22 protein-coding genes are annotated in these 21,982 nt (G+C 35.8%); 10 read left to right on the plus strand and 12 right to left on the minus strand.

From position 1 onward, the window contains the following. Window positions 1-179: 179 nt before the first annotated feature. Window positions 180-1,301 carry a sensor domain-containing diguanylate cyclase gene (locus tag WJM97_RS08220; RefSeq protein ID WP_353932556.1) on the plus strand — a complete coding sequence of 374 codons (1,122 nt, stop codon included), beginning with the start codon at window positions 180-182 and terminating at the stop codon, window positions 1,299-1,301. 63 nt (window positions 1,302-1,364) lie between these two features. Here WJM97_RS08220 and WJM97_RS08225 read toward each other — a convergent pair whose 3' ends face one another. The 3 genes from WJM97_RS08225 to WJM97_RS08235 form a co-directional block, all read right to left on the minus strand. Further along, the gene (locus tag WJM97_RS08225; protein WP_353932557.1) at window positions 1,365-1,946 is read right to left on the minus strand and encodes a thioredoxin family protein; all 582 of its coding nucleotides are present in this window, start codon (window positions 1,944-1,946) and stop codon (window positions 1,365-1,367) included. A 409-nt stretch (window positions 1,947-2,355) separates the two neighbouring features. Beyond that, window positions 2,356-2,568 carry a proteinase inhibitor I4 serpin gene (locus tag WJM97_RS08230; protein ID WP_353932558.1) on the minus strand — a complete coding sequence of 71 codons (213 nt, stop codon included), beginning with the start codon at window positions 2,566-2,568 and terminating at the stop codon, window positions 2,356-2,358. Between the two features lie 195 nt (window positions 2,569-2,763). Continuing rightward, window positions 2,764-4,353, minus strand: a complete 1,590-nt coding sequence (locus tag WJM97_RS08235) for a S8 family serine peptidase (RefSeq protein ID WP_353932559.1) — start codon at window positions 4,351-4,353, stop codon at window positions 2,764-2,766. A 144-nt stretch (window positions 4,354-4,497) separates the two neighbouring features. On the opposite strand from WJM97_RS08235, the gene rpe reads away from it, so the two are divergent. The 6 genes from rpe to WJM97_RS08265 all read left to right on the plus strand — a co-directional run bounded on the left by rpe (window position 4,498) and on the right by WJM97_RS08265 (window position 8,507). Continuing rightward, window positions 4,498-5,205, plus strand: a complete 708-nt coding sequence (rpe, locus tag WJM97_RS08240; RefSeq protein WP_353932560.1) for a ribulose-phosphate 3-epimerase — start codon at window positions 4,498-4,500, stop codon at window positions 5,203-5,205. 148 nt (window positions 5,206-5,353) lie between these two features. After that, window positions 5,354-5,929: a Uma2 family endonuclease gene (locus WJM97_RS08245; RefSeq protein WP_353932561.1), complete on the plus strand. Its 576-nt coding sequence runs from the start codon at window positions 5,354-5,356 to the stop codon at window positions 5,927-5,929. Between the two features lie 224 nt (window positions 5,930-6,153). Continuing rightward, window positions 6,154-7,302 carry a PD-(D/E)XK nuclease family protein gene (locus WJM97_RS08250; protein WP_353932562.1) on the plus strand — a complete coding sequence of 383 codons (1,149 nt, stop codon included), beginning with the start codon at window positions 6,154-6,156 and terminating at the stop codon, window positions 7,300-7,302. 71 nt (window positions 7,303-7,373) lie between these two features. Beyond that, window positions 7,374-7,598: an addiction module protein gene (locus tag WJM97_RS08255; protein WP_353932563.1), complete on the plus strand. Its 225-nt coding sequence runs from the start codon at window positions 7,374-7,376 to the stop codon at window positions 7,596-7,598. Further along, window positions 7,598-7,888, plus strand: coding sequence for a type II toxin-antitoxin system RelE/ParE family toxin (locus WJM97_RS08260; RefSeq protein ID WP_353932564.1), 291 nt, complete (start codon window positions 7,598-7,600; stop codon window positions 7,886-7,888). Before WJM97_RS08255 ends, WJM97_RS08260 begins: the two co-directional genes overlap by 1 nt. 142 nt (window positions 7,889-8,030) lie before the next feature. Further along, the gene (locus WJM97_RS08265; RefSeq protein WP_353932565.1) at window positions 8,031-8,507 is read left to right on the plus strand and encodes a Uma2 family endonuclease; all 477 of its coding nucleotides are present in this window, start codon (window positions 8,031-8,033) and stop codon (window positions 8,505-8,507) included. 62 nt (window positions 8,508-8,569) lie between these two features. On the opposite strand, the gene WJM97_RS08270 is transcribed toward WJM97_RS08265, so the two are convergent. From WJM97_RS08270 to WJM97_RS08285, 4 genes are all read right to left on the minus strand, one after another. After that, window positions 8,570-9,091, minus strand: coding sequence for a hypothetical protein (locus tag WJM97_RS08270; protein ID WP_353932566.1), 522 nt, complete (start codon window positions 9,089-9,091; stop codon window positions 8,570-8,572). Window positions 9,092-9,136: 45 nt separating this feature from the next. Further along, complete coding sequence (locus WJM97_RS08275) at window positions 9,137-9,577, minus strand: hypothetical protein (RefSeq protein WP_353932567.1); 441 nt, start codon at window positions 9,575-9,577, stop codon at window positions 9,137-9,139. A 145-nt stretch (window positions 9,578-9,722) separates the two neighbouring features. Beyond that, on the minus strand, window positions 9,723-9,905 hold the full coding sequence (locus WJM97_RS08280) for a CsbD family protein (RefSeq protein ID WP_353932568.1): 183 nt from the start codon (window positions 9,903-9,905) through the stop codon (window positions 9,723-9,725). A 295-nt stretch (window positions 9,906-10,200) separates the two neighbouring features. Continuing rightward, window positions 10,201-10,554 (minus strand): hypothetical protein, encoded by a 354-nt coding sequence (locus WJM97_RS08285; RefSeq protein WP_353932569.1) that lies wholly within the window; start codon window positions 10,552-10,554, stop codon window positions 10,201-10,203. Window positions 10,555-10,875: 321 nt separating this feature from the next. Here WJM97_RS08285 and uvrB point away from each other — a divergent pair, with 321 nt between their 5' ends. From uvrB to WJM97_RS08300, 3 genes are all read left to right on the plus strand, one after another. Further along, window positions 10,876-12,873, plus strand: a complete 1,998-nt coding sequence (gene uvrB, locus WJM97_RS08290; protein WP_353932570.1) for an excinuclease ABC subunit UvrB — start codon at window positions 10,876-10,878, stop codon at window positions 12,871-12,873. 75 nt (window positions 12,874-12,948) lie between these two features. Beyond that, window positions 12,949-13,152 carry a hypothetical protein gene (locus WJM97_RS08295; RefSeq protein WP_353932571.1) on the plus strand — a complete coding sequence of 68 codons (204 nt, stop codon included), beginning with the start codon at window positions 12,949-12,951 and terminating at the stop codon, window positions 13,150-13,152. A 74-nt stretch (window positions 13,153-13,226) separates the two neighbouring features. Then, a complete protein-coding gene (locus WJM97_RS08300; RefSeq protein ID WP_353932572.1) occupies window positions 13,227-13,970 on the plus strand; it encodes an SDR family oxidoreductase in 744 nt (247 codons plus the stop codon). A 394-nt stretch (window positions 13,971-14,364) separates the two neighbouring features. On the opposite strand, the gene WJM97_RS08305 is transcribed toward WJM97_RS08300, so the two are convergent. From WJM97_RS08305 to ispG, 5 genes are all read right to left on the minus strand, one after another. Continuing rightward, on the minus strand, window positions 14,365-15,705 hold the full coding sequence (locus WJM97_RS08305; RefSeq protein WP_353932573.1) for a response regulator: 1,341 nt from the start codon (window positions 15,703-15,705) through the stop codon (window positions 14,365-14,367). A 7-nt stretch (window positions 15,706-15,712) separates the two neighbouring features. Then, the gene (locus WJM97_RS08310) at window positions 15,713-17,947 is read right to left on the minus strand and encodes an ATP-binding protein (RefSeq protein WP_353932574.1); all 2,235 of its coding nucleotides are present in this window, start codon (window positions 17,945-17,947) and stop codon (window positions 15,713-15,715) included. Then, a complete protein-coding gene (gene phnD, locus WJM97_RS08315) occupies window positions 17,944-18,900 on the minus strand; it encodes a phosphate/phosphite/phosphonate ABC transporter substrate-binding protein (protein ID WP_353932575.1) in 957 nt (318 codons plus the stop codon). Before phnD ends, WJM97_RS08310 begins: the two co-directional genes overlap by 4 nt. Window positions 18,901-19,275: 375 nt before the next feature. Beyond that, window positions 19,276-20,559, minus strand: a complete 1,284-nt coding sequence (gene ctpC / locus WJM97_RS08320; protein ID WP_353932576.1) for a carboxyl-terminal processing protease CtpC — start codon at window positions 20,557-20,559, stop codon at window positions 19,276-19,278. Between the two features lie 142 nt (window positions 20,560-20,701). After that, window positions 20,702-21,928, minus strand: a complete 1,227-nt coding sequence (gene ispG / locus WJM97_RS08325) for a (E)-4-hydroxy-3-methylbut-2-enyl-diphosphate synthase (RefSeq protein ID WP_353933130.1) — start codon at window positions 21,926-21,928, stop codon at window positions 20,702-20,704. Between the last annotated feature and the right edge of the window lie 54 nt (window positions 21,929-21,982).

The following is a 21,982-nucleotide window of genomic DNA, read 5'->3' on the forward strand; positions in this document are numbered from 1 at the left end:
TTTTTGAACAAAGGTTGAAGAATTTACGTGGTGCTTGTACAATATGCTCAGGTATGAAAGTAGTAATTGAACAAACTGTTAAATGTCGTTGTTGAATTATTTCCACAAACACAGTTGATTTCACATTAGGCTACTACATAATCTCTAGACTTGTCGTCTAAAAATAATTGGGGTGTAGTATGGTCGAGAACTTATCAGTTTCATTGTGTTGTCAAACATGGGTGGAGACAGAAAATCATGTAAATAGACAATATTTACAGGCTATGGAACGCTTATTAATAGTGGTGCAAGAGCTTTCCCTAGCGCGTAGTTTAGAAAGAATTATGGAAATTGTGCGAGTAGCAGCCAGAGAATTAACCGCATCAGATGGTGCGAGTTTTGTACTCCGCGATAATGGTTACTGTTACTATGCTGATGAGGATGCTATTGCTCCCCTTTGGAAAGGCCAAAGATTTCCGATGAATATTTGCATTGGTGGTTGGGCAATGCTTAACCAAAAACCTGCAATTATTGCAAATGTGAGTATTGATGAGCGTGTTCCTCATGTTGCTTATAAACCGACTTTTGTTAAAAGTATGGTGATGGTTCCTATCCGCACTCAAGAACCAATAGGAGCAATTGGTACTTATTGGGCAACTCACCATCAACCAACTGTAGAGGAAGTCAAAGTTTTGCAAGCATTAGCAGATGTGACATCTGTGGCTATGGAAAATGTTGAAGTTTATGCTGAATTAGAACAACGAGTCAAAAATAGGACTATTGCTTTAGAAAGAGAAATTGAAGAAAGAAAAGTTGCTGAAGCTGAAGTGCGCCGTCTTTCTTTAACTGATGAGTTAACAGGTTTATACAATCGGCGTGGTTTTTTTGTAATTGCCGAACAACAATTAAAATTAGCCAAACGAACTCAAATTTCTACCTATTTAATGTTTATTGATTTGGATGGACTCAAACAAATAAATGATAAATTAGGGCATGAAATGGGTGATATAGCCATAGTTACAGCTGCGAATTTAATGAAACAAACTTTCCGTCAATCTGATACTTTGGGAAGATTAGGGGGTGATGAGTTTGTAGTGTTATTACAAGGCGATAACCCAAGTTTAGAGGTTATTATCGAACGATTCAAATACTCTATTGATGAATATAATCGCTCAAGTAATCAAAGTTTTGAAGTATCTATGAGTATAGGAGTTGTGAATTATGATTATAACCAACCAGTATCTTTAGACCATTTAATTACTATAGCAGATGAATTGATGTACCAACAAAAACGTGCTAAGAAAAAGAAAGAGGTTGTTTGATTTAACAGAAGGAAACAACCTCAGATAGTATGATATTTTTTATATTTTTTGCCTGATATTTTCTTAACCGAAATAACTAGGCTCATTTCCTGGTTGCCATTTAATATTACAACCAACGCTTGCTTGTTGTTCAGTTATAACTGGTTGATTATGTAAAACTGCTTCAATCGCTGCACGCAAATCTTTCCCAGTTACAGGTTCATTATTACTAGGACGACTATCATCTAATTGTCCTCGATAAACTAGGTTTCTATCACTATCAAATAGGAAGAAATCAGGTGTACAAGCTGCGGTATAAGCTTTTGCTATTTCTTGGGTTTCGTCGTAGCATAAAGGAAATTTAAAATCTAGTTCAGTCACCATTTCTTTTAATGATTCTGGTGCATCATTGGGGTAGTTTTGAGCGTCATTTGCACTAATTCCAATAATTGCTAAATCACTATTAAAGTAGTCGTTTCCTAACTTTGATAATTCTTGTTGGATATGTTTAACAAATGGACAATGACGACAGATAAACATTATCAGTAATGCTTTTTTGGTTGCAAAAGTAGCGAGTGATATTTTTTTTCCAGATACTACTTCTGGTAGATGAAAATCTGGTGCTTTAGTGCCTATTGCTAACATAGTGGAAGCTGTTAAAACCATAATTCCCCCGATAATAATAATTTTGAAAAAGTTTGGCTAGATGCTTTTACTTTAGCGTAAATACTACTTGAGAATTTGCTGTAAAAGTTTTTTGTGAGGAGTCAGGTGTTCAAAGATATTACTGATACTGCTGACAGCGTTCTAAATAAAGTTGAGAAACCTTATCTCCTAGTTTATGATGTAAACAATCTTGAACTAGAAATGGTATGTATGCAATAGTTGGTAATACTTGTTAACAGGGAAAAATTAAAAAAATTAAACTGTTTTAAAGATTAAAAATAGTAAAAATATTAAAAAGTAGATGAATCCCTGTAAAAAATCAAAATTTCAGCAGCACGAATAAAGCATTCGAGAATGTCACAAAATACCAAAAATAATCTACCATTTGATTCTTAACTTTTGCCCAATATCACCATTTATCCTTATCTATGGTGAGACTAGAATCGCTACTAGATAAGCGGGATTGACTGATTGCATTGGTATTACTTTCAGCCGAAGAATATCCTAGTACATTCAACATCATAATACTAGCTGCGGCTAAAACGTAGCGTCTACCCAAACTTACTCCATACCTTCTTTGTAAAAAATTTTCTTGTAGAGCGTTAAATTTGTATCGGTTCATCTACTACCTCATTTGTTGTTCTAGCTTTCTGTTAAGTTAGACGCTGATGATGTATCAGATGTTCACTATCGCATATAGTAGTACATAAAGAGCAGGTGGTTACAGTTTTGGTAACGGGGTTTTATCTCTAGATAATTAATTTTTTATTTTCAGTATTTATTTTGGCTAAAAAGCAGGTTTCTGTGGTAACAATATCTAATTTACAGGTACAGTCCACCAAGCGAGGGAATATGGTTGCGTTGGTTGATTTACTTGTTGTTGAAACTGGACGCGAATTTTATATTTACCAGTAATGGGAACGGGACAGAAAATATGCTCTATATTATCAATTTTACTCACAGAAGCACAGGTAGCTGTTTCTGTTTTTAACCCATCTTCTTTAATTAGATAAAGGTCTAAATTATTTAATCCTTGATCTTGAAAAGATTCATCTATATCATATTGTTGGTTTTGGTTTTTATCATTTAATTTTACTAATCTATCCCAAGTTAAAGTAATGGCTACAAAACTGTTTTGTTGCAATGGTTTTTCTAAACTATATTCTAGAGTAGAATTAACATTTATTTGGTTATAATCCCAACCAATGGGAGGGATCTTTGTTTTAGGTTGCCATTGACCAAACATAAATTGTTGATAGGCGCGATAGGCGTTTAAATGTCCAGTTCCCATTTGTGGATCTAGGGGAATTTGAGGAGATTTATAAGCGTCGGAAGCGAACCAATTACGATTTTGTTTGTCTATTAAATTTTTGGTCATTCCTAACGATAAACCATTACCATTATCTTGAATTTTCTCGGCTGAATTTAATAATACAGCTTTCATAACTTGATGATTTCTGGCAGCCGTAGTCCAATTTTGCTGTTTAATTTTTAACTGTCTATCTGCAAATTCTTGTAATAATGCGATGGTTGCTGTCAGGTGAGGTGCGGCAAAACTTGAACCTGTAACTTTATTCAGTTTACCATCAGGATTGAGTACAGGAATGTTAGTACCAGGAGCAATGATGCTAACTGATCTGCGTCCACCAAGATTAAATTCTTTACCTGCTAGGCGATCGCCTACTCCTTGATTATTTCCTGCTAAATTAGAAACATGAACTTTATTAAAAATTCCCTCTCTTGGGGATGAAAAAGCAACGTTAATTCCGTTAAAATTATCTGTAGGAATGGGAATCCCACCTTTACCTTGATTACCTGCGATCGCATAAACAACATTATGCACCCGACTTGACCAGTCAATACACAAAGTTAGTAAAGCTTGACCATCTAACACTGCATCTGGCCTGGGATCACGGTTTAAAGGTTCACCAAAACTAAAATTAATAGCGCGAACATCACCACCATTTTGTAATGCTATGTGTTGTGCAGATAAACATTCTTCTTGTTGACCCATATTTTTCGTAGATCCAATAGCAGAAGAATATAGTCTTGCATTTGGTGCAACTCCAGTCCAAGCTTTATCTTGACTAATCATCACCGCTGCTACATTGTAAGCATGAGGATCAACACCACTATTTGATGTAGCCTTTATAGTACCTGAAAACACTGCCATGGGAGAAATAGCACGGTTTTTAGAGACGGTCTTATCTAAGCCAAACATCCCAGGACGACCAATTTCTACCTGACCAATGGCAATTTTGCGACCAGTTAAATTGTAAGGTGGTTGATGTAATTTCAGCACATCAATACCATTACTTCCTAAAGGACTACTAAACTGCATAGATGCCAATACAGGCACAGTTAAACAGGAAACACTCAAACCGCAGATAATCCAGATTTTTTTCATGGTCAGTTATCAGGTGACTGGTGATAGGTAACAGGTGACAGGTGACAGAAAATAATTAGTTACCAATCACCAATTTCCAATTTCCAAAAAGTCCATATTTTGTTACAATCCTTACAGACGAAAAAGCTTAAAAACCCACTAGCCATGACCCAAAACCCATCTAAAAAGCCTATAGTTATTGCTCCATCCATCTTATCAGCAGATTTTAGTCGTCTAGGTGACGATATTCGCGCTGTAGATAAAGCGGGAGCAGATTGGATTCACGTTGATGTAATGGACGGACGTTTTGTACCTAATATTACAATAGGTCCTCTGGTTGTGGAGGCAATTCGTCCAGTGACAACCAAACCTCTGGATGTCCATTTAATGATCGTAGAACCAGAGAAATATGTAGAAGGGTTTGCTAAGGCTGGTGCGGATATTATTTCTGTACACGCTGAACATAACGCTTCACCCCACTTACACCGGACTTTGGGACAAATCAAAGAACTCGGTAAAAAAGCTGGTGTTGTACTCAACCCCGGTACACCTTTAGAATTAATTGAATATTCCCTAGAACTTTGTGATCTAGTGCTGATTATGAGCGTTAACCCCGGTTTCGGTGGTCAAAGCTTTATTCCTGGTGTAGTTCCCAAAATTCGCAAACTGCGTCAAATGTGTGATGAACGCGGTTTAGATCCTTGGATTGAAGTAGATGGCGGCCTGAAAGCTAATAACACCTGGCAAGTTTTGGAAGCCGGTGCTAATGCCATTGTAGCTGGTTCTGCTGTGTTTAATGCTCCTGATTATGCGGAAGCAATTACCAATATTCGTAACAGCAAACGTCCCAATAAAGAATTAGCGGCTGTGTAATTGCATAGTGTTAATTAAATAATACTTAAATCCTCGATTTCTTTGGGAAGTCGGGGGTTTATTTTATTAACTATGGAAAATGAATTTTCCGAGTTTGAGAAACAGTTAATATATAAATAGCTCTGTAATTCTGTAACTTTTAACTTTTATGAATATAGTTACTGCTAAACGTTTCACCATCGCTGAATATCATCGTCTAACGGAACTCGGCTTTTTTAGAGAAGATGAACGAGTTGAATTAATTAAAGGTGAGATAATTGAAATGGCTGCAAAAGGTAAATCACATTCAACTTTCAATAGGCGACTAATCAGAGAGTTAACACAATTAATAGGTAATCATGCAACCTTACAAAATCAAGATCCTATATCTATACCTCCAAACAGTCAACCAGAACCGGATTTAGCAATTCTCCGTAATCGTGCTGATGACTATTTCATAGATCATCCCACACCGTCTGACATTTTACTATTAGTTGAAATTTCTGATTCTACTTTGAAATATGACCAAGAAGTGAAATTACCTTTATATGCAGAATCGGGTATTTCTGATTATTGGATTTTTAATTTAATTAATAATATTTTAGAGTGTTACAGTGAGCCTTATCAAGATTCTCAAGGTAATTTTGATTATCGTCGTAAGTTGATTTTATTACCTCATGAGTCTGTGAAGTTGCCACATTTCCCTAATTTAGTTTTGGATTTGTCTAAGGTATTTCCTGGCTGATATTATAGATATATTTACACTTGATCAGGTGGTGAGAGTGAAAGTTAGGTAGTAGCGATCGCCAATTGCACAACCAAAACGATCAACATTAGATCCCCGACTTCTGTAATAAATTGATAATTTATTGACAAGTTTAAAAAAGAAGCCGGGGATTTAGTTATTGTAGAGTTAACATCACATACATTGCTATAATAATTTATACACAACAGTATGATTTAAGAATAATGTCATTATTTACTAAATTATTATACCTCAACCTAAATTCAGTTAATAAACCACTTGAAAATTTTTTTACTGAAATAGTTGTTTGTTTTTTTCAACATAATCAAACTATTCTGATTAACTGGTTAAAATATCACTCAATTATTAATGATGAAACTTATTCTGAAATAGAAATTTCACCTCAAAAAAAATATGCAAGACTACCAAATCAAAATGAAGATAGTATAATTGATATACAAGTTAAGTTATCAAATGAAATATATACAGATGTAATATTTATTGAGTCTAAAATAGGGGCTAAAGATGGAAATAATAATTTAAAAAAATATGCTGAGATTTTGAGTGATTTACCAAATTTCAGACATCGAATTTTAATTTATATCACTCGTGACTATGATCCAAAAGAAGAAATTAAGACTTTTGCATCAAAATCACCACAAGTAAGTTTTTATGAATTGAGATGGCACGAATTTTATGATTTTTTAAATAATCATGAAGAAGATAGTTTAAAACAAGAGATATTAAAGTTTATGGAGGATAATCAAATGTTTCAAAGGAAGATATTCTCGGAGATTGATATACTATCAATGCTATTTGATAGAATTTTTGATAAAAATAAAAATATTATAGACATGACTCTCAATGATGAAATTAAAGATGAATTTGTGAAAAATTTTGGCTATGGTAATCTAGAAAAACCAATGTTTTCAAAATGGAAGAATGATGGTTTATTTACAATCACAAAACAATTTACAGATTGGAAATTTAGATATTTTTTAGGATATTTTGATTATACTTCAGAAGATTCCACAGAATATCCAAATATAAAATATCTTAAATTAGGTGTATCTATTGGTGTATCTGCTAAATATGCAACATATAAACATTGTGTTGACTCGATGGACAAAGTAATTAATGATAAACCAGATAAATGGATAAAACGTGAATTTGACAATAATAGATGGATAACTATTGATTCTACAATTGAAATTCAAAAATTATTATCTGGGGAAAATCATTTATCAAACATCAGAAAATATTTTTTAGCGTCTATTAACGAACTTAAAGAAGTTCATGATCAATATTTTGATTGGAATAGTTTAACTACAGAAATAACAACACAAGAAGCTACAAAAGAATCTGAATCTTAAATAATCAGTAATGTGGGTTAAGCGCATTTATGCTAAAATGCCATTACCACACTCTGTCAGGAGTTTTCTGTATGGCTGACGTTACTTACGACGAAATTTTTGGAGCAGTATTAACCTTACCTCCTCTATACAGAGCGATGCTTGCTGAACATCTTCTCAAAAGTCTTGATGAAATTAATCCTGAAGTTGAGGCCGCTTGGGAAACAGAAATTGCACATCGCATTCAGGCAATAGATGAAGGTCAAGTTACGTTAATACCAGCCGATGAAGTATTACAAAGATTAAGGAATCGGTGATGTTGATTGAATTTGATCCTTATGCACAAATAGAACTTGAAGAAGCGACTTTATACTACGATAACATTAGTTCTAAACTTGGCAATACTTTTCTTGATGCGGTTGAAAAAACACTTAACCGCATAGTTAATTTTCCAGATGCTTGGACACCAATGATCCAAAATGCTAGACGTTGCCATATTGATGGATTTCCCTATGGCATAGTTTACAGAGTTCATGGTGATAAAATTCAAATCTTAGCTGTAATGCACCTTCAACGCAAACCAAACTATTGGACAGAGAGAAAATAGGAATAATCTTTTTTCGAGTTTAGAACTTAAAATGTGATTGCGAATCGCTCTGTAGGAATAGCTAACTGATCATTTATCTTTTTTTGTGCCTTTAAAAAACTCGGTAAAATGATATTGATATGCTCGTTCTAGGTAATTGATTATGAAATGGGAAGAAGTTTGTGAAAATAAACAATTACAAGATTTACCCTTTAAGATTGAATTGAATAAATGGGGACAAATTGTAATGAGTCCTGTAAAAATTAAACATTCATTTTATCAAGGCAGAATTCAACGTTTATTAGAATCTTTATTGAAAACTGGTGAAGTCATGCCAGAATGTGCAATTAACACATCAGATGGAGTTAAAGTAGCTGATGTTGTTTGGTGTTCAAACACAAGATTTGATCAAATTGAAGATGAAATATTCGCTTCTATTGCACCAGAAATTTGTATAGAAGTTAAATCAACGGGTAACACTTTTGAGGAAATGGAATTTAAAAAACAATTATATTTAGAAGCTCAAGCAATTGAAGTATGGTTATGTAATGAACAAGGTCAAATAAAGTTTTTTAATGAACAAGGTGAATTAGAAAAATCTGTGTTAGTTCCTGAATTTCCTAACCAAATTAAAAGATAATTAGATCCCCCTAAATCCCCCTTAAAAAGAGGGACTTTGAGGAATTTATCTTCCCTAAATTATTACTTCCGACTACCCAAAAATTTAGCCGCCGCAATCCCAATAATTCCTGCCACAATAGGATTACTGAGAAACTTAATAATTCCTGGTTGTTCCGCTAAAACTTCTCGAAAAACATCAGGATGATTATGATAAGTAAAAGATGCAAGATTACTCACATCATCAGCAGTCATACGATTAGGGTTGTGAGTAGAAAGATTTAATTGTTGTTCTAACCTTTTATCATCCAGTCCTCGTTCTTTTAACTGTTTGAAAAAAGCCCGTGCCACATCATCCCGTTCATTGGGTTTAATTTGAGCAATTGCCTTTTGTAATTCCGGTTCTATCTGACTAGGAGGAATACGTTCTGGTTGCAAAGATTGACTGAATAATTGCCGTCTTTGATCTGTTGTTGTTCTCTGAGCAAAATCATCAAAATTTTCATATTCATCCGTTGTCACAGTATTGATATTACCCAGAGATTCTACATTTCCCTGAGCTAAATCTTGCAAAATTTGTTGTCTATATTGTTCATTACTTGCCATTTATTTTTTCTCCTGGATATCTAAAATTTAGCTTTTAATAAGCTGTTAGGTGTATTTGATTTGATTAGTCTGAGCAATATAATCAGCAGTTAAAATTAATTTTTTATCGGCTGCATATATCAAAACCTTCAAATCTTGATTAGGAAAATTCTTTTTAAAACCTTGTACCAAAGAACTAGCTAAAGGTTTCACTTCATTAGGACTAACTTGAGGAGAAATAACCACGCCTAATTTATTATTATCTCGTACAAAGGCATCAGTAACTAATCCCTGGGAAGTTTGCACAACCCATTTACCAAAATCTTGCCCTGCTGGAGTATTACCACGCTCTAATTCTTTATAAGTAACATTCTTTCCAACTGCTGATGGTGTGGTTGTTCGATTAGTTTCTGTAACTGTTCCCCCACCGCAAGCAGTTGTTAATGTCAGGATAAAAATTAATCCAAAAGCTATGAAAATTTTCCGACTTTGCTGAATTAGAACCATAATTTTCTGCCTCAGACAAATCAAAATTTAAGTTTTCTAAGTTTCATTTTTAGCGCAAGTTCGTAGTAAGGCTTCAACCTCTAAAACATTGTTAGATATTTGTAAATCTCTAACTACGAACTATATGTCTTCTAGTTAATCTTTTCTAGTCAATGTTTTTTTTGACTTCATCTTTCACGTCTTCTACAGCGTTACGTACTTGACTTTCTGCTTGCTTGGCTTTACCTTCAGCTTGGTCTTTTGGATCTCCTGTAATATTTCCTAATGCTTCTTGCGCTTTACCTTCGACATTTTTAGCTGCGGCTTTTACTTTTTTTTCTACGCTCATTTTGTTTGACCTGTACAAATTACTATACCAAATTAACTTGAATATAGTTTGATTACTTCCACCATAAGTTATATAAAATATATGAGATATATATGCAAAAAGAAAGAATTAAAAATTCAGTATTTAAGTAGGTTGGCATTGAAAATTTTCGTTGTGACAAATCAAGAGTGAAGAGTAAACAGTTGAGTTCATTGTCATTAACCGGACATGACATTCAGGCTTTGCTATTCCCGATAAAAAAACCCAGCTTCTTAATAAAACTGGGTGAATCAAGATATGAGGATAGTATTAGTAATTAGTCTAGAAAACCCATCAACATATCAGAATCATCCATGTTATTGGATGCTACTGGACGATTACCAAAAACAGCATAGTTTTCTGAAACTGCCAATTCACTAGAACCGATGGGACGACTTCCAGATAAGTTAATGCTACTCACCACTTCAAATGTATGAGCACCAATAGGACGGATACCCATGGCATTAAAAGTCTCAACTACTTGTAAGCTGCTGGTGCTAATGGGACGTGAGCCAGACATTGATACTATTCCCGCAACTTGCAAACCGCTGTGACCAATTGGGCGCTGTCCAGCAACTACAATTGTTCCTGAAGAACTTTGTTGTGTATTAGCTTGGTTATTTTCTTCCATTTTTTTATCTCCTTGGCTGCTGAGGCGCTTTGTAAACTAACTCGCCTAGCTTGTTACGTGAATTTTACAATAATTAAGGAAAGGTGTATTTTTTTCCTAATATATGTAGAGTGTAACTCTAAAAAACGACGCATAGATATAAGTTTCTTCAAAACTGATACATAAGTAAACTTAAACTATTCACTTATGTAAGCAAAAATTGCTAAATAGCTAAATATTTATTACTTCATTACTTTTAGATTACTCCAATTATACCACTTGATTGCCACATTTTAAAGTGATGTAGTTACTATATTAAAGGGTATATTCAACGAAACGGTTATGATGGAATTTAGTCTCAAAGCGCCTTTTAGTCCTACTGGTGATCAACCACAGGCGATCGCCCAACTTGTCAACAGTATCCAAGGGGGTAATCGTTATCAAACTTTACTAGGTGCAACAGGAACTGGTAAGACATTTTCTATCGCTGCTGTCATTGAAAAAATTGGTAAACCCACCTTAGTTTTAGCCCATAATAAAACCCTAGCAGCGCAATTATGTAACGAGTTACGGGAATTTTTTCCCCACAATGCTGTTGAGTATTTTGTCAGTTACTACGACTATTATCAACCAGAAGCTTACATTCCTGTCACCGATACTTACATCGAAAAAACAGCAGCAATTAATGATGAAATAGATATGTTGCGACATTCTGCAACTCGTTCTTTATTTGAACGTCGTGATGTAATTGTTGTTGCTTCTATTAGTTGTATTTACGGTTTAGGAATGCCAGCAGAATATCTTAAAGCCGCAATTCCCCTAAAAATAGGCATGGAAGTTGATCAAAGGCAGATTTTGCGAAATTTAACATCTGTGCAGTATAGCCGCAACGATGTGGAAATGGGGAGGGGAAAATTCCGCGTTCGTGGTGATGTTTTAGAAATTGGCCCAGCTTACGAAGATAGAATTATTAGAGTTGAATTTTTTGGTGATGAAATTGATGCCATCCGTTATATTGATCCCGTAACTGGAGAAATTCTCAGCAGTTTAGAAGCAGTCAATATTTACCCAGCGCGTCACTTTGTTACCCCAGAAGAGCGTTTAGAAATTGCTTGTGCAGATATTTCCGCCGAATTAAAACAACAAAAATTTTCATTAGAAGAAATAGGTAAATTAGTTGAAGCACAACGGATAGATCAACGTACTCGCTACGACTTGGAAATGTTAAGAGAAGTCGGATATTGTAACGGCGTAGAAAATTATTCTCGGCATTTAGCAGGAAGACAAGCGGGAGAACCACCAGAATGTTTAATTGATTATTTTCCCAAAGATTGGTTATTAGTAATTGACGAATCTCATGTGACTGTACCGCAAATTCGAGGAATGTACAATGGAGATCAAGCCAGGAAAAAAGTTTTAATTGATCATGGTTTTCGTCTTCCTAGTGCTGCTGATAATCGTCCTTTAAAAGCAGAAGAATTTTGGCTAAAAGCTAATCAATGTATTTTCGTTTCTGCAACTCCGGGAAATTGGGAATTAGAAATTTCTGAAGATAATATTGTAGAACAGGTAATTAGACCGACGGGAGTAGTTGATCCAGAAATATTTGTCCGTCCTACAGAAGGACAAGTTGATGATTTATTAGGAGAAGTTAAGGATAGGGTAGATAAGAAAGAGAGAGTTTTAATTACTACGTTAACTAAACGGATGGCGGAGGATTTAACCGAGTATTTAGAAGAAAGGGGAATTAAAGTTAGATATTTGCATTCTGAGATTAATTCTATTCAGAGAATTGAGATTCTACAAGATTTAAGAAATGGTAAATTTGATGTTTTGGTAGGGGTGAATTTACTGCGGGAAGGTTTGGATTTACCAGAGGTTTCTTTAGTTGCAATTATGGATGCAGATAAGGAAGGTTTCTTGCGTGCAGAACGTTCGTTAATTCAAACTATTGGTCGTGCAGCGCGTCATATCAATGGAAAGGCGATTATGTATGCTGACAATTTAACCAAGAGTATGATTAAAGCCATTGATGAAACTGATAGAAGAAGGGGAATACAAACAGCATACAATAAGCTGCACGGAATCACACCGCAACCAGTTTTCAAAAAATCAAGTAATGCAATTTTATCTTTTTTAGATGTATCGCGGCGGTTAAATGCAAGTGATTTAGAAGTAGTTGATAAACATCTAGATGAATTATCCTTGGAGGATATTCCTGAGTTAATTACTGTATTGGAAAAACAGATGAAGGATGCAGCGAAAAAGATGGAGTTTGAAGAAGCGGCAAAATTGCGCGATCGGATTAAGCATTTGCGGGATAAGATGTTAGGACGTTAAAAAATTCTAGTCATATCTGTAATCACCTTATCCACTCCAATACGATATCTATCATCTTTGATTTATGGAGCCTATTTGCAACCACTAGAAGATATTTTTACCACAACTCTAACTCACGCCCAAACTTTAGGAGAGTTAGATTCTCAGGCAAACCCGCGCAATTTGGCTCGTTTATTGCTTTGTACCACTCAGGGAGTAGCATTACTCGGTCTTGTAATGGATAATAACTCCAAACTAGCAGGAGCAGTAGAAAGCTTACTCTCCTTACTTGAAAACTAAATTTTTTTGCCTTAACTTAGACTAATCGTTCAAAGTTTTTAAATCATCGTTAACACAAACAGGAGAAATACAAAATGACTTACGATATCAACAACAAAATCGTCTTAGTAACAGGTGCAAATCGTGGTATTGGTAAGGCAATAGTTGAATCTTTTCTTGAACATGGAGCAAAAAAAGTATATGCTGCTGTGCGAAACCTAGAAACTGCTATCCCATTGGTGGAAAAATACAGTGATAAAGTAATTCCAGTTTATGTAGATTTAGCTGATCCTCAATCTATCACTGCGGCTGCTCAAGTTGCTCAGGATGTGGAAATAGTTGTGAATAATGCAGGAGTATTTAACCCTACAAGTCTCTTAGATGAGAATGCGATCGCATCCCTTGAATTTCAGCTTAATATCAATGTATATGGTTTAATTCGCATCGCACAAGCCTTTGCGCCAATTTTAAAAGCCAATGGTGGTGGAGTTTTTGCTCAACTTAACTCTGTCGTTTCCATAAAAACGTTCTCTAACTTTGCTACTTATTCTGCATCAAAAGCAGCATCTTATTCCATTACCCAAACATTGCGAGAATTATTGAGTGAGCAAGGAACAATTGTTCTCAGTATTCATCCTGGTCCAATTGCTACAGACATGGGTGATGCAGCAGGTCTGACAGAAATTGCCGAACCACCTACATTAGTCGCAGAAGCGATGATAGCAGCATTGAAAGCAGGAGATTTTCATGTCTTCCCTGACACAATGGCAAAACAAATTGGTGGAGCTTATCAAAGCTTTGCAGAAAACGTTGTTGAAGCCAATATGTCAGAAAGCTAATAGTCCTCATTGTGGGGTTAGGTTTAAAGTTCTGGCGTTGTGGGTTGATGGTTGGTATCAAATATTGTCAGCCAACATTGGTTACTTCAAATCTCAACCCATCAACATTCCCAAGACTACAATTTTAAAAAGATGTAGATATAAACAATTGAATTTCCTAAAAAATACCCACCATGGAGTTTAGATGCTTTAACTTTGCAAAAGTTACTCCGTCGCGGATATAAAATTCAAGAAATTAAACCTTGGGGAAATGCCAATGTTATCGCCGTTACAGAAGATAATACTTTAGATTTAGAAGGAGTTACAAATCCTTGAGGTGAAGGTTTAGCTAAAGGTTATTAATAATTTAATTTTTATATAGGGCTGGCTGAAAAACTTTTTTAGTCAAACTTAACTAACGAATTATATGATCACTAATCATAGAAACACGATCTGGAGGTTTAATTTTCTGGAAAATGGGAATTTGAATAATAAATTGTGTTCCTACTCCTTGTGTAGAAACACACTTCAATATTCCCCGATGTTGTTCTTTAATAATTTGATAGCTGATAGATAAACCTAATCCCGTACCTTTACCCACAGGTTTAGTAGTAAAAAACGGCTCAAAAATATTTTGTTTTATATTCTCAGGTATGCCTATGCCATTGTCACTAATGATAATTTCCACCTGATCTCCAGGAATAACTGAGGTACTAATAGTAATTCGACAAGGTTCTTGATTAAGATGCTCAGATTTGCGCTTAACCTGAATTTCTTCTAAAGCTTCGATGGCATTTGCTAAGATATTCATGAATACCTGATTGAGTAATCCTGGATAGCATTCTACTAATGGTAAATCTCCATATTCACAAATTAATTCAATACTGTGAGTATCTGATTTAGCTTTCAATCTATGTTGCAAAATTACTAATGTGCTATCTATACCATCATGAATATTAATCTCTTTGCAGGTCGCCTCATCTAGCCGTGAAAAGTTTCTTAAAGAAAGTACAATTTGACGAATCCGATCAGTTCCTATTCTCAGAGAAGAAATTATTTTTGGCATATCTTCCTGTAAAAAGTTCAGATCCATTTCTTTGGCTTTTGCTTGGATTTCTCCAACTGGTTGAGGATAGTAGATTTGGTAAAGGTGCAAAAATTCTAACAGTGTTTGCGTGTATTCTTCTATATGAGTGAGGTTGCCGTGAATAAAGTTAATCGGATTATTAATTTCATGAGCAACCCCCGCTACTAATTGCCCCAATGTTGCCATTTTTTCTGATTGGATCAACTGTATTTGTGAATCTTCCATTCGCTTCAGAGCAGTCATTAATTCTGCTGTACGTAGGCACACTTGCGTCTCTAGATTTTTGTTAAGTTGACGCAATTTTAAGTGAGTTTTAACACGAGCAATGACTTCCGCTTCTTGAAAAGGTTTTGTAATATAATCAACTGCACCTAAGTTAAAACCATTTATCTTATCAGTGCTGTCAGAAAGGGCAGTCATAAAAATCACGGGAATTTCTTTAGTAATACTTGAGGCTTTAAGACGACGACAAGTTTCAAATCCATCTATACCAGGCATCATAATATCTAACAGAATCAAACCTGGGGAACTGCGTTCGGCTTGTTTAATTGCTCGTTCCCCATCGGTGGCGATCGCCACTTCCAATCCCGCATCACTCAAAGCTTCAGAAATTACTTCTAAGTTTGCTGGCGTGTCATCTACAACTAAAATTAAATCATCATTCTCCATAAATACCTCATTCTTTTTCTACTGTTAATATCATAAACTGCTGAATAAAAACTTCAATTTTTTCTAACTGGAATTTTTGAGCAAGAGCCAGAATTTGTTCCAGGAAAGGAATATACTTGGGATCATTTTTTTCTAAATTTTTGACAAATTCCCCCAGTTTTTGTAACCTCCCCTGTTGTGCCAATTCCAGCATTTGCCCTAATTCATCTTGAGTAGGTATTAACATTTCTGAAATAGTATTTGTATCAGTGTAATCACCATGAACTACTGACTCAGTAGATTCTTCAGTCACAGTTGTAGATTTGTCGATCCAGGTAATATTTAAATTTTTCTCTAAAAGTTTAAACAATTCCTCAGCTTCTACTGGTTTTACTAAGAAATCATCTCCTCCCGCATCTAAACTTTTTTGCTGCTCTATTGTTGAAACTGACGCAGATGAAACAATTACAGGAATATTCTGCAATGATGGTGATGCTTTTAGTTTTTCCAAAAACTCATATCCATCCATAATCGGCATTAAAACATCAGTAATGATCAAACTAGGTTTAGATTCAGTGGCTTTAGTTAATCCTTCTTCCCCATTTTCCGCTGTAATGACCACAAAATCTAGAGGTTCTAACAAATTAATAATTACAGAGCGATTTTCCCATTTATCATCAACTACTAAAATTGCTTGTCGCTCACCTTGGTATCCTGCCAATGTTTGTCCATTGCTAGTCATAGAGTTTTGTTGCCACTCTTGGACTAGGGGAAAATCAACATTGAAAAAAAACCGACTACCAACTCCTAACTGACTTTCTACTTTAATTTCACTGCCCATTAAAGAGATAATCTCTTGACTAATAGCTAGTCCTAATCCTGTTCCTTCTGCTTGTCGTTTACCATCACTAACTTGTTCAAAAGGTAAGAAAATCTTAGCTAATGAGTCGGGATTCATGCCAATTCCCGTATCAATTATTTGGAAAGAAATTGTGATCTTTTCCCGGTAAAAACTATCAGAGTTTTCTATTTTTTCAACTTTAAATATTACTTCTCCTTGATCTGTAAATTTGATGGCATTACCTAAAATATTAATTAATACCTGCCGTAACCTTTTATCATCTAATTCCACTCCTTCTGGTAATTTATCATCGAGGAAGTAAATAAAATTAATACTTTTTTGTTCAGCCCGAATGCGGACAATTTCTACAATCCCTTGTAAAAAAGATGGTAGATGAATCCCATGGGGTTGTAATTCTAGTTTGCGGGCTTCGATTTTGGAAATGTCGAGAATATCATTAATCAGAGTTAATAAATGGGAACCACATTGGTGAATGATATTAATACCCTTGCGTTCTTTTTCTGCCAAAGTTTGGGAACGATTAAGAATTTGAGCATAACCAAGAATTCCATTTAAAGGGGTACGCAGTTCATGGCTCATATTGGACAGAAATTCACTCTTGGCTTGGTTAGCAATATCCGCTGCTTGGCGTTTCTGCTCTAAAGAAGCATAGGAATCTGCTAATTGAACTGCCATTTGATTAAATGCCTGAGCTAACTGCTCAATTTCATCATCTGTGTTGATATTTAATCGGTATGTCAAATCACCTGCACCTAGTTTTGTTGCCCCAAGTTCTAATTCTTGAATTGAGCGAATTACTGGTAGGAGAGTTAGGGTAAACTGAGCAATAAAAATCAGCAACACTACGCCTATTAAACTGTAGGTAATAATATTAGCATTCTGTTTAAATTGTTTGGCAGCTAATTGGGTTTGCAAATTTTCTTGTTTTACATCTTGAAGTAGTAAATTTATAAAAAAATTGATGTCTTCAAGAAATGAATTGATAGCTTTAACATCTTGCTGTGTCTGGGCTGGTGTTGAGGAAATAGTATTTTTTTTTAAATCATTAGCTAACCGCACAAGATATTTATGACGACGCTCAACAACATTTAATTGTTGTGTTCCTGGCATGAGTTGTTCTAGCTCTGTCAAACTATTGACAAACTCAAGTCTAGCCTGGTCATACTTGAGCATATCCCCAGAATTTTGATTAAATAAGAGATAATCTTTGAGTGCAGATGTTTCTTCTTGTAAAGTCAATTGGAGTTTTTGAGTAGTGCGGAGGGCTTGATTGGTGCGATCGCGGCTTTGAGAAACTGATTTTTCCATCTTTGTAATCAGTAAGGTACTACCTCCCATCAAGACAACCACACATCCTACAGACATGAGTGTCGAACCAATAAACTTTGTTAAGATTCTCATTTTGCAGGTATCTGTACTAATTTAAATTGAGTGTAAATTTGTCTAATTGTATCAAAGTCTGTATCTTTAGCTAAAGTATAGCCAGCAGATGCAGAACCACTCACATCTAAAATACCAACGGGAGCATCAATTAAGACTTGACGGATTAAGCTTAACTCTTCTGATGAAAACTTTTTCGTGTTAATCACGATGGATGCCATCGGTATGGGAGGAGATTCCCAAATAATTTTGTATTTTGTCGCAGGTAGTTTACCTGTTTCTTGAGAGCGTAAAAAAGAAATTTTATCAACAGCGATCGCATCAACCACCCCTTTAACCAAATCTGCTTCTGTTTTGTCATGACTACCGGAATAAAGAATTTTTGTAAAGTCTTTATTTGGATCAATATTTTGTTCCTTTAATCCCATCATCGGCATCAAAAAACCAGAAGTTGATGAGGGACTCACAAAAGCAAAACGTTTACCTTTTAAATCTGCCAATGAATTGATTTTTGGATCAGATTTAGTCACTATCACACCTGTGTACCAAGGTCTCCCTGTTTTTTGATCAATCGGCATCACCAATGGTTGAATATTGGGATTGCGCTCATGACACTTGATGTAGCTTAATGCCCCTAAATAACCCATATCAACTTCTTCTTTTACCAATAAATCCACCGCAGTTTGATAGTTCTTGGTAACTTCAAACTTCACTGGACGTTGGATTTTTTCTTGTAGGTAAGCTGTTAAGGGTGCAAATTTTTCATCTTGCTCCTTCGCGCTTTGCCAAGGATTCACAGCAATTTCTAACAACTGGTTTTTATGTGTTTCTGTCTTAGCTTCTGTATTATTTCCAGAATTATTGTTTGTTGTTGGTGTACAACTAAAAGAGAGTGTACTCAAACAAAACAGAGTTATTAATACCAGGGATGGTTTAATAACAGGAGCGATTTGCTGAAAACGAATGTATTTCATCATATGTATTATTTATTTAAGATCAACTAAAGGCGTAATTTTACATAAAAAAGATTGCCGCTGAATGATATCAAGACTCAGCAAGCCCTAATTAAAGTATTTGACATGAAATCATAGCAGGTGACAGAGCTAGAAGTCTTTCAGTGTCTAAGTTTTAGTTCTGGTTAAGTCCTAGCCGCCTTATCCATTGCTATATCTGTAATCCTCTCAAATTTGACATAATTTAAAAACCTGAAGAGGATATAAAAATCACTACATATTGTCTATTCTAGGGTATCATGTCAATTGTGCTAAGATAAATATACTGACACAAAAAACCTGATTTACTAGGGCTAGAAAATACCAACCCTAGTTAATTCACAATTAAAAATCCGTTTAATTATTATTAGTATTTACACTATTATCCGTAGCTTGTCTACCCAAAATTTCCACAGCTTTAGCAAACTGAGGATCTGCCAAAGTAGCTAATTTATCCCGTTCCTTTAACCACAATTCTTCTCTTTGGGCATCAGTCAAATCAACTACCACATCTGGATCAATGCCATGTTTGTTAATATCTTTACCGCTCGGAGTGTGATACTTAGCAATCGTCACAGCTAAACCTGCATCACCTGTGAGAGGACGTACTGACTGTACTAAACCCTTACCAAAAGTTTGACTACCTACTATAGTTGCTCGTTTATTATCCTGTAAAGCACCAGAGAGAATTTCACTAGCACTAGCTGAACCCTTATCCACCAAAACCACCAACGGTTTAGTAGTCAAAGCCCTGCCCCTAGCTACTTCCCGTTCTTTCTCACCTTGACGATTAATAGTAGAAACAATAATTCCTTTATCTAACCACATTCGGGCAATTTCTATACTGGAGAATAATAAACCGCCAGGGTTGCCACGCAAATCTAACACATAACCAGATACGTTTTTAGTTTCTAGTTTTCTAATCGCATCTCTCATTTCCTTACCAGCATTAGCACTGAATTGATTGAGGCGAATGTAACCTAAATTACCTGCTGGAGTTTGTTTTTCCGAAAACTTCACCGGATGAATTTCAATCCGCGCCCGTGTGACATCAAATACCTTTTTCTCGCCATCCCTGAGAATGGTGAGCTTCACTTTAGTTCCTACTTCACCCCGGATTAAAGATACAGCTTCATTGGTATCCATTCCCTTGGTATTTTTACCATCAATTTCTACGATGATATCCTTAGCTAAAATCCCAATCTTAAAAGCAGGTGTATCTTCAATCGGTGCAATTACAACTAACTGCTTAGTTTCCTCATCCTGACTAATAGTGATACCAACGCCTGTTAATTCACCAGAGGTATCAACCTGCATATTTTTGAATTCTTCTGGATCCATAAACCGGGTGTAAGGATCTTCTAGCTTTTTCAGCATTTCCCGGATGGACTTATAAGCTTCCTCCTGATTAGTGTAGGACTTGTCTAAATATTCTTTACGAACAGCTTGCCAATCTACCTGATTAAAAGTTCCGTCCACATATTGACGGTAGACTATTTGCCAAACCTCATCTACTAATTCCTTGGGACTTGCCTTAAACAAAGCTTGACCACGGGAATGAATACCAAGGCCTGTAACTGCGATTGTAGAAAGAGTAACTGCTGTAGCACCTAAAACAAGTCTACTTTTTGTAATCACCATAATGACAGCTGTGTCAGAGGGAAAATTTATTGTCAGTATGCCCAATCTAACACAGGATTGGCTAATTGGTGATTGGTGATTGGTAATTGGTGATATTTACTCTGTCACCTGTCACCTGTAACCTGTCACCTATCACCTAATTTTAAGGATCTACCCAACGTCCATCGGCTTTAATCAAATTAATCAACTCCTCTACACCTTGGTCTTCTGGAACTTTTTTAATTTCTTCCCGACCCCGATACAAGGAAATAAAACCAGGATTTTTACCGACATAACCATAGTCAGCATCGGCCATTTCTCCGGGTCCATTGACAATACAACCCATCACCGCAATATCTAAACCGGTTAAATGTTTGGTAGCTTCCCTAACTTGATGTAGCACTTCTTCCAAATTAAACAAAGTTCTCCCACAGGAAGGACAAGCTACATACTCAACCATTGTTTTCCGCAACCCTAAAGCTTGCAGAATGCTGTAACAAACGGGAATTTCTTTTTCTGGAGATTCTGTCAAAGACACGCGAATCGTATCACCGATACCATCCGTCAATAATGTGGCAATTCCAGCTGTGGATTTAATTCTGCCATATTCCCCATCGCCAGCTTCTGTTACACCCAGGTGTAAAGGATAATCCATGGCTAAATCATCCATCCGCTTGGCCATTAACCGATATGCAGCGATCATCACCGGCACTCGTGAAGCTTTCATGGAAATAACAATGTTGTAAAAATCCAAAGATTCACAAATGCGGATAAATTCTAAGGCAGATTCTACCATGCCTTCAGGGGTGTCACCGTAGGTAAATAGCATTCTTTCTGCTAATGAACCATGATTTACACCGATTCGCATCGCTTTACCTTGATCCCGCAAGGAAACAACCAAAGGTTCTAAGGTTTCCCGGATTTTTTCCCCAATTTCGTCAAATTCTGCTTTTGTATATTCGGTGCGGTTGGTGTTGGGTTTTTCAAATACATATAACCCTGGATTAATTCGCACTTTTTCGATGTGTTTAGCGACTTCTAGGGCAATTTTCAGGCCATTGTGATGGACATCGGCAACAATGGGGACATCACGGTAAGTTGCGATTAATTTTTGTTTGATTTCTGCTAAAGCTTTAGCATGGGCCAAGCTGGGAACTGTAACCCGGACGATTTCGCAACCAATTTCATGGAGACGACGAATTGCGGCCACAGAACCATCAATATCTAGGGTGTCTTCATTGATCATTGACTGTACCACCACTGGGTGGCCTCCGCCAATGGTTACATCTCCTACCTGAACTGCTCTGGTTTTGCGGCGTTTGATGGTAGTGTCAAAGCTTGGTTGACTGGATGTAGTTTCGCTATTTTCAAGAGTTGGCAGAGTTTGCATAGCCTCAATAAGTAGATTTTCTGTAGCTAAAATATCAGATTGCAAGGGGTTCTG

Source organism: Okeanomitos corallinicola TIOX110 (genome assembly GCF_038050375.1).
In the GTDB taxonomy this organism is placed as follows: domain Bacteria; phylum Cyanobacteriota; class Cyanobacteriia; order Cyanobacteriales; family Nostocaceae; genus Okeanomitos; species Okeanomitos corallinicola.

Excerpts from the sequence above, each read along its gene's own strand:
- WJM97_RS08220 (WP_353932556.1), top strand. The coding sequence starts at position 180 with ATGGTCGAGAACTTATCAGTTTCATTGTGTTGTCAAACATGGGTGGAG.
- WJM97_RS08225 (WP_353932557.1), bottom strand. The coding sequence starts at position 1,946 with ATGGTTTTAACAGCTTCCACTATGTTAGCAATAGGCACTAAAGCACCA.
- WJM97_RS08230 (WP_353932558.1), bottom strand. The coding sequence starts at position 2,568 with ATGAACCGATACAAATTTAACGCTCTACAAGAAAATTTTTTACAAAGA.
- WJM97_RS08235 (WP_353932559.1), bottom strand. The coding sequence starts at position 4,353 with ATGAAAAAAATCTGGATTATCTGCGGTTTGAGTGTTTCCTGTTTAACT.
- rpe (WP_353932560.1), top strand. The coding sequence starts at position 4,498 with ATGACCCAAAACCCATCTAAAAAGCCTATAGTTATTGCTCCATCCATC.
- WJM97_RS08245 (WP_353932561.1), top strand. The coding sequence starts at position 5,354 with ATGAATATAGTTACTGCTAAACGTTTCACCATCGCTGAATATCATCGT.
- WJM97_RS08250 (WP_353932562.1), top strand. The coding sequence starts at position 6,154 with ATGTCATTATTTACTAAATTATTATACCTCAACCTAAATTCAGTTAAT.
- WJM97_RS08255 (WP_353932563.1), top strand. The coding sequence starts at position 7,374 with ATGGCTGACGTTACTTACGACGAAATTTTTGGAGCAGTATTAACCTTA.
- WJM97_RS08260 (WP_353932564.1), top strand. The coding sequence starts at position 7,598 with ATGTTGATTGAATTTGATCCTTATGCACAAATAGAACTTGAAGAAGCG.
- WJM97_RS08265 (WP_353932565.1), top strand. The coding sequence starts at position 8,031 with ATGAAATGGGAAGAAGTTTGTGAAAATAAACAATTACAAGATTTACCC.
- WJM97_RS08270 (WP_353932566.1), bottom strand. The coding sequence starts at position 9,091 with ATGGCAAGTAATGAACAATATAGACAACAAATTTTGCAAGATTTAGCT.
- WJM97_RS08275 (WP_353932567.1), bottom strand. The coding sequence starts at position 9,577 with ATGGTTCTAATTCAGCAAAGTCGGAAAATTTTCATAGCTTTTGGATTA.
- WJM97_RS08280 (WP_353932568.1), bottom strand. The coding sequence starts at position 9,905 with ATGAGCGTAGAAAAAAAAGTAAAAGCCGCAGCTAAAAATGTCGAAGGT.
- WJM97_RS08285 (WP_353932569.1), bottom strand. The coding sequence starts at position 10,554 with ATGGAAGAAAATAACCAAGCTAATACACAACAAAGTTCTTCAGGAACA.
- uvrB (WP_353932570.1), top strand. The coding sequence starts at position 10,876 with ATGATGGAATTTAGTCTCAAAGCGCCTTTTAGTCCTACTGGTGATCAA.
- WJM97_RS08300 (WP_353932572.1), top strand. The coding sequence starts at position 13,227 with ATGACTTACGATATCAACAACAAAATCGTCTTAGTAACAGGTGCAAAT.
- WJM97_RS08305 (WP_353932573.1), bottom strand. The coding sequence starts at position 15,705 with ATGGAGAATGATGATTTAATTTTAGTTGTAGATGACACGCCAGCAAAC.
- WJM97_RS08310 (WP_353932574.1), bottom strand. The coding sequence starts at position 17,947 with ATGAGAATCTTAACAAAGTTTATTGGTTCGACACTCATGTCTGTAGGA.
- phnD (WP_353932575.1), bottom strand. The coding sequence starts at position 18,900 with ATGAAATACATTCGTTTTCAGCAAATCGCTCCTGTTATTAAACCATCC.
- ctpC (WP_353932576.1), bottom strand. The coding sequence starts at position 20,559 with ATGGTGATTACAAAAAGTAGACTTGTTTTAGGTGCTACAGCAGTTACT.
- ispG (WP_353933130.1), bottom strand. The coding sequence starts at position 21,928 with ATGCAAACTCTGCCAACTCTTGAAAATAGCGAAACTACATCCAGTCAA.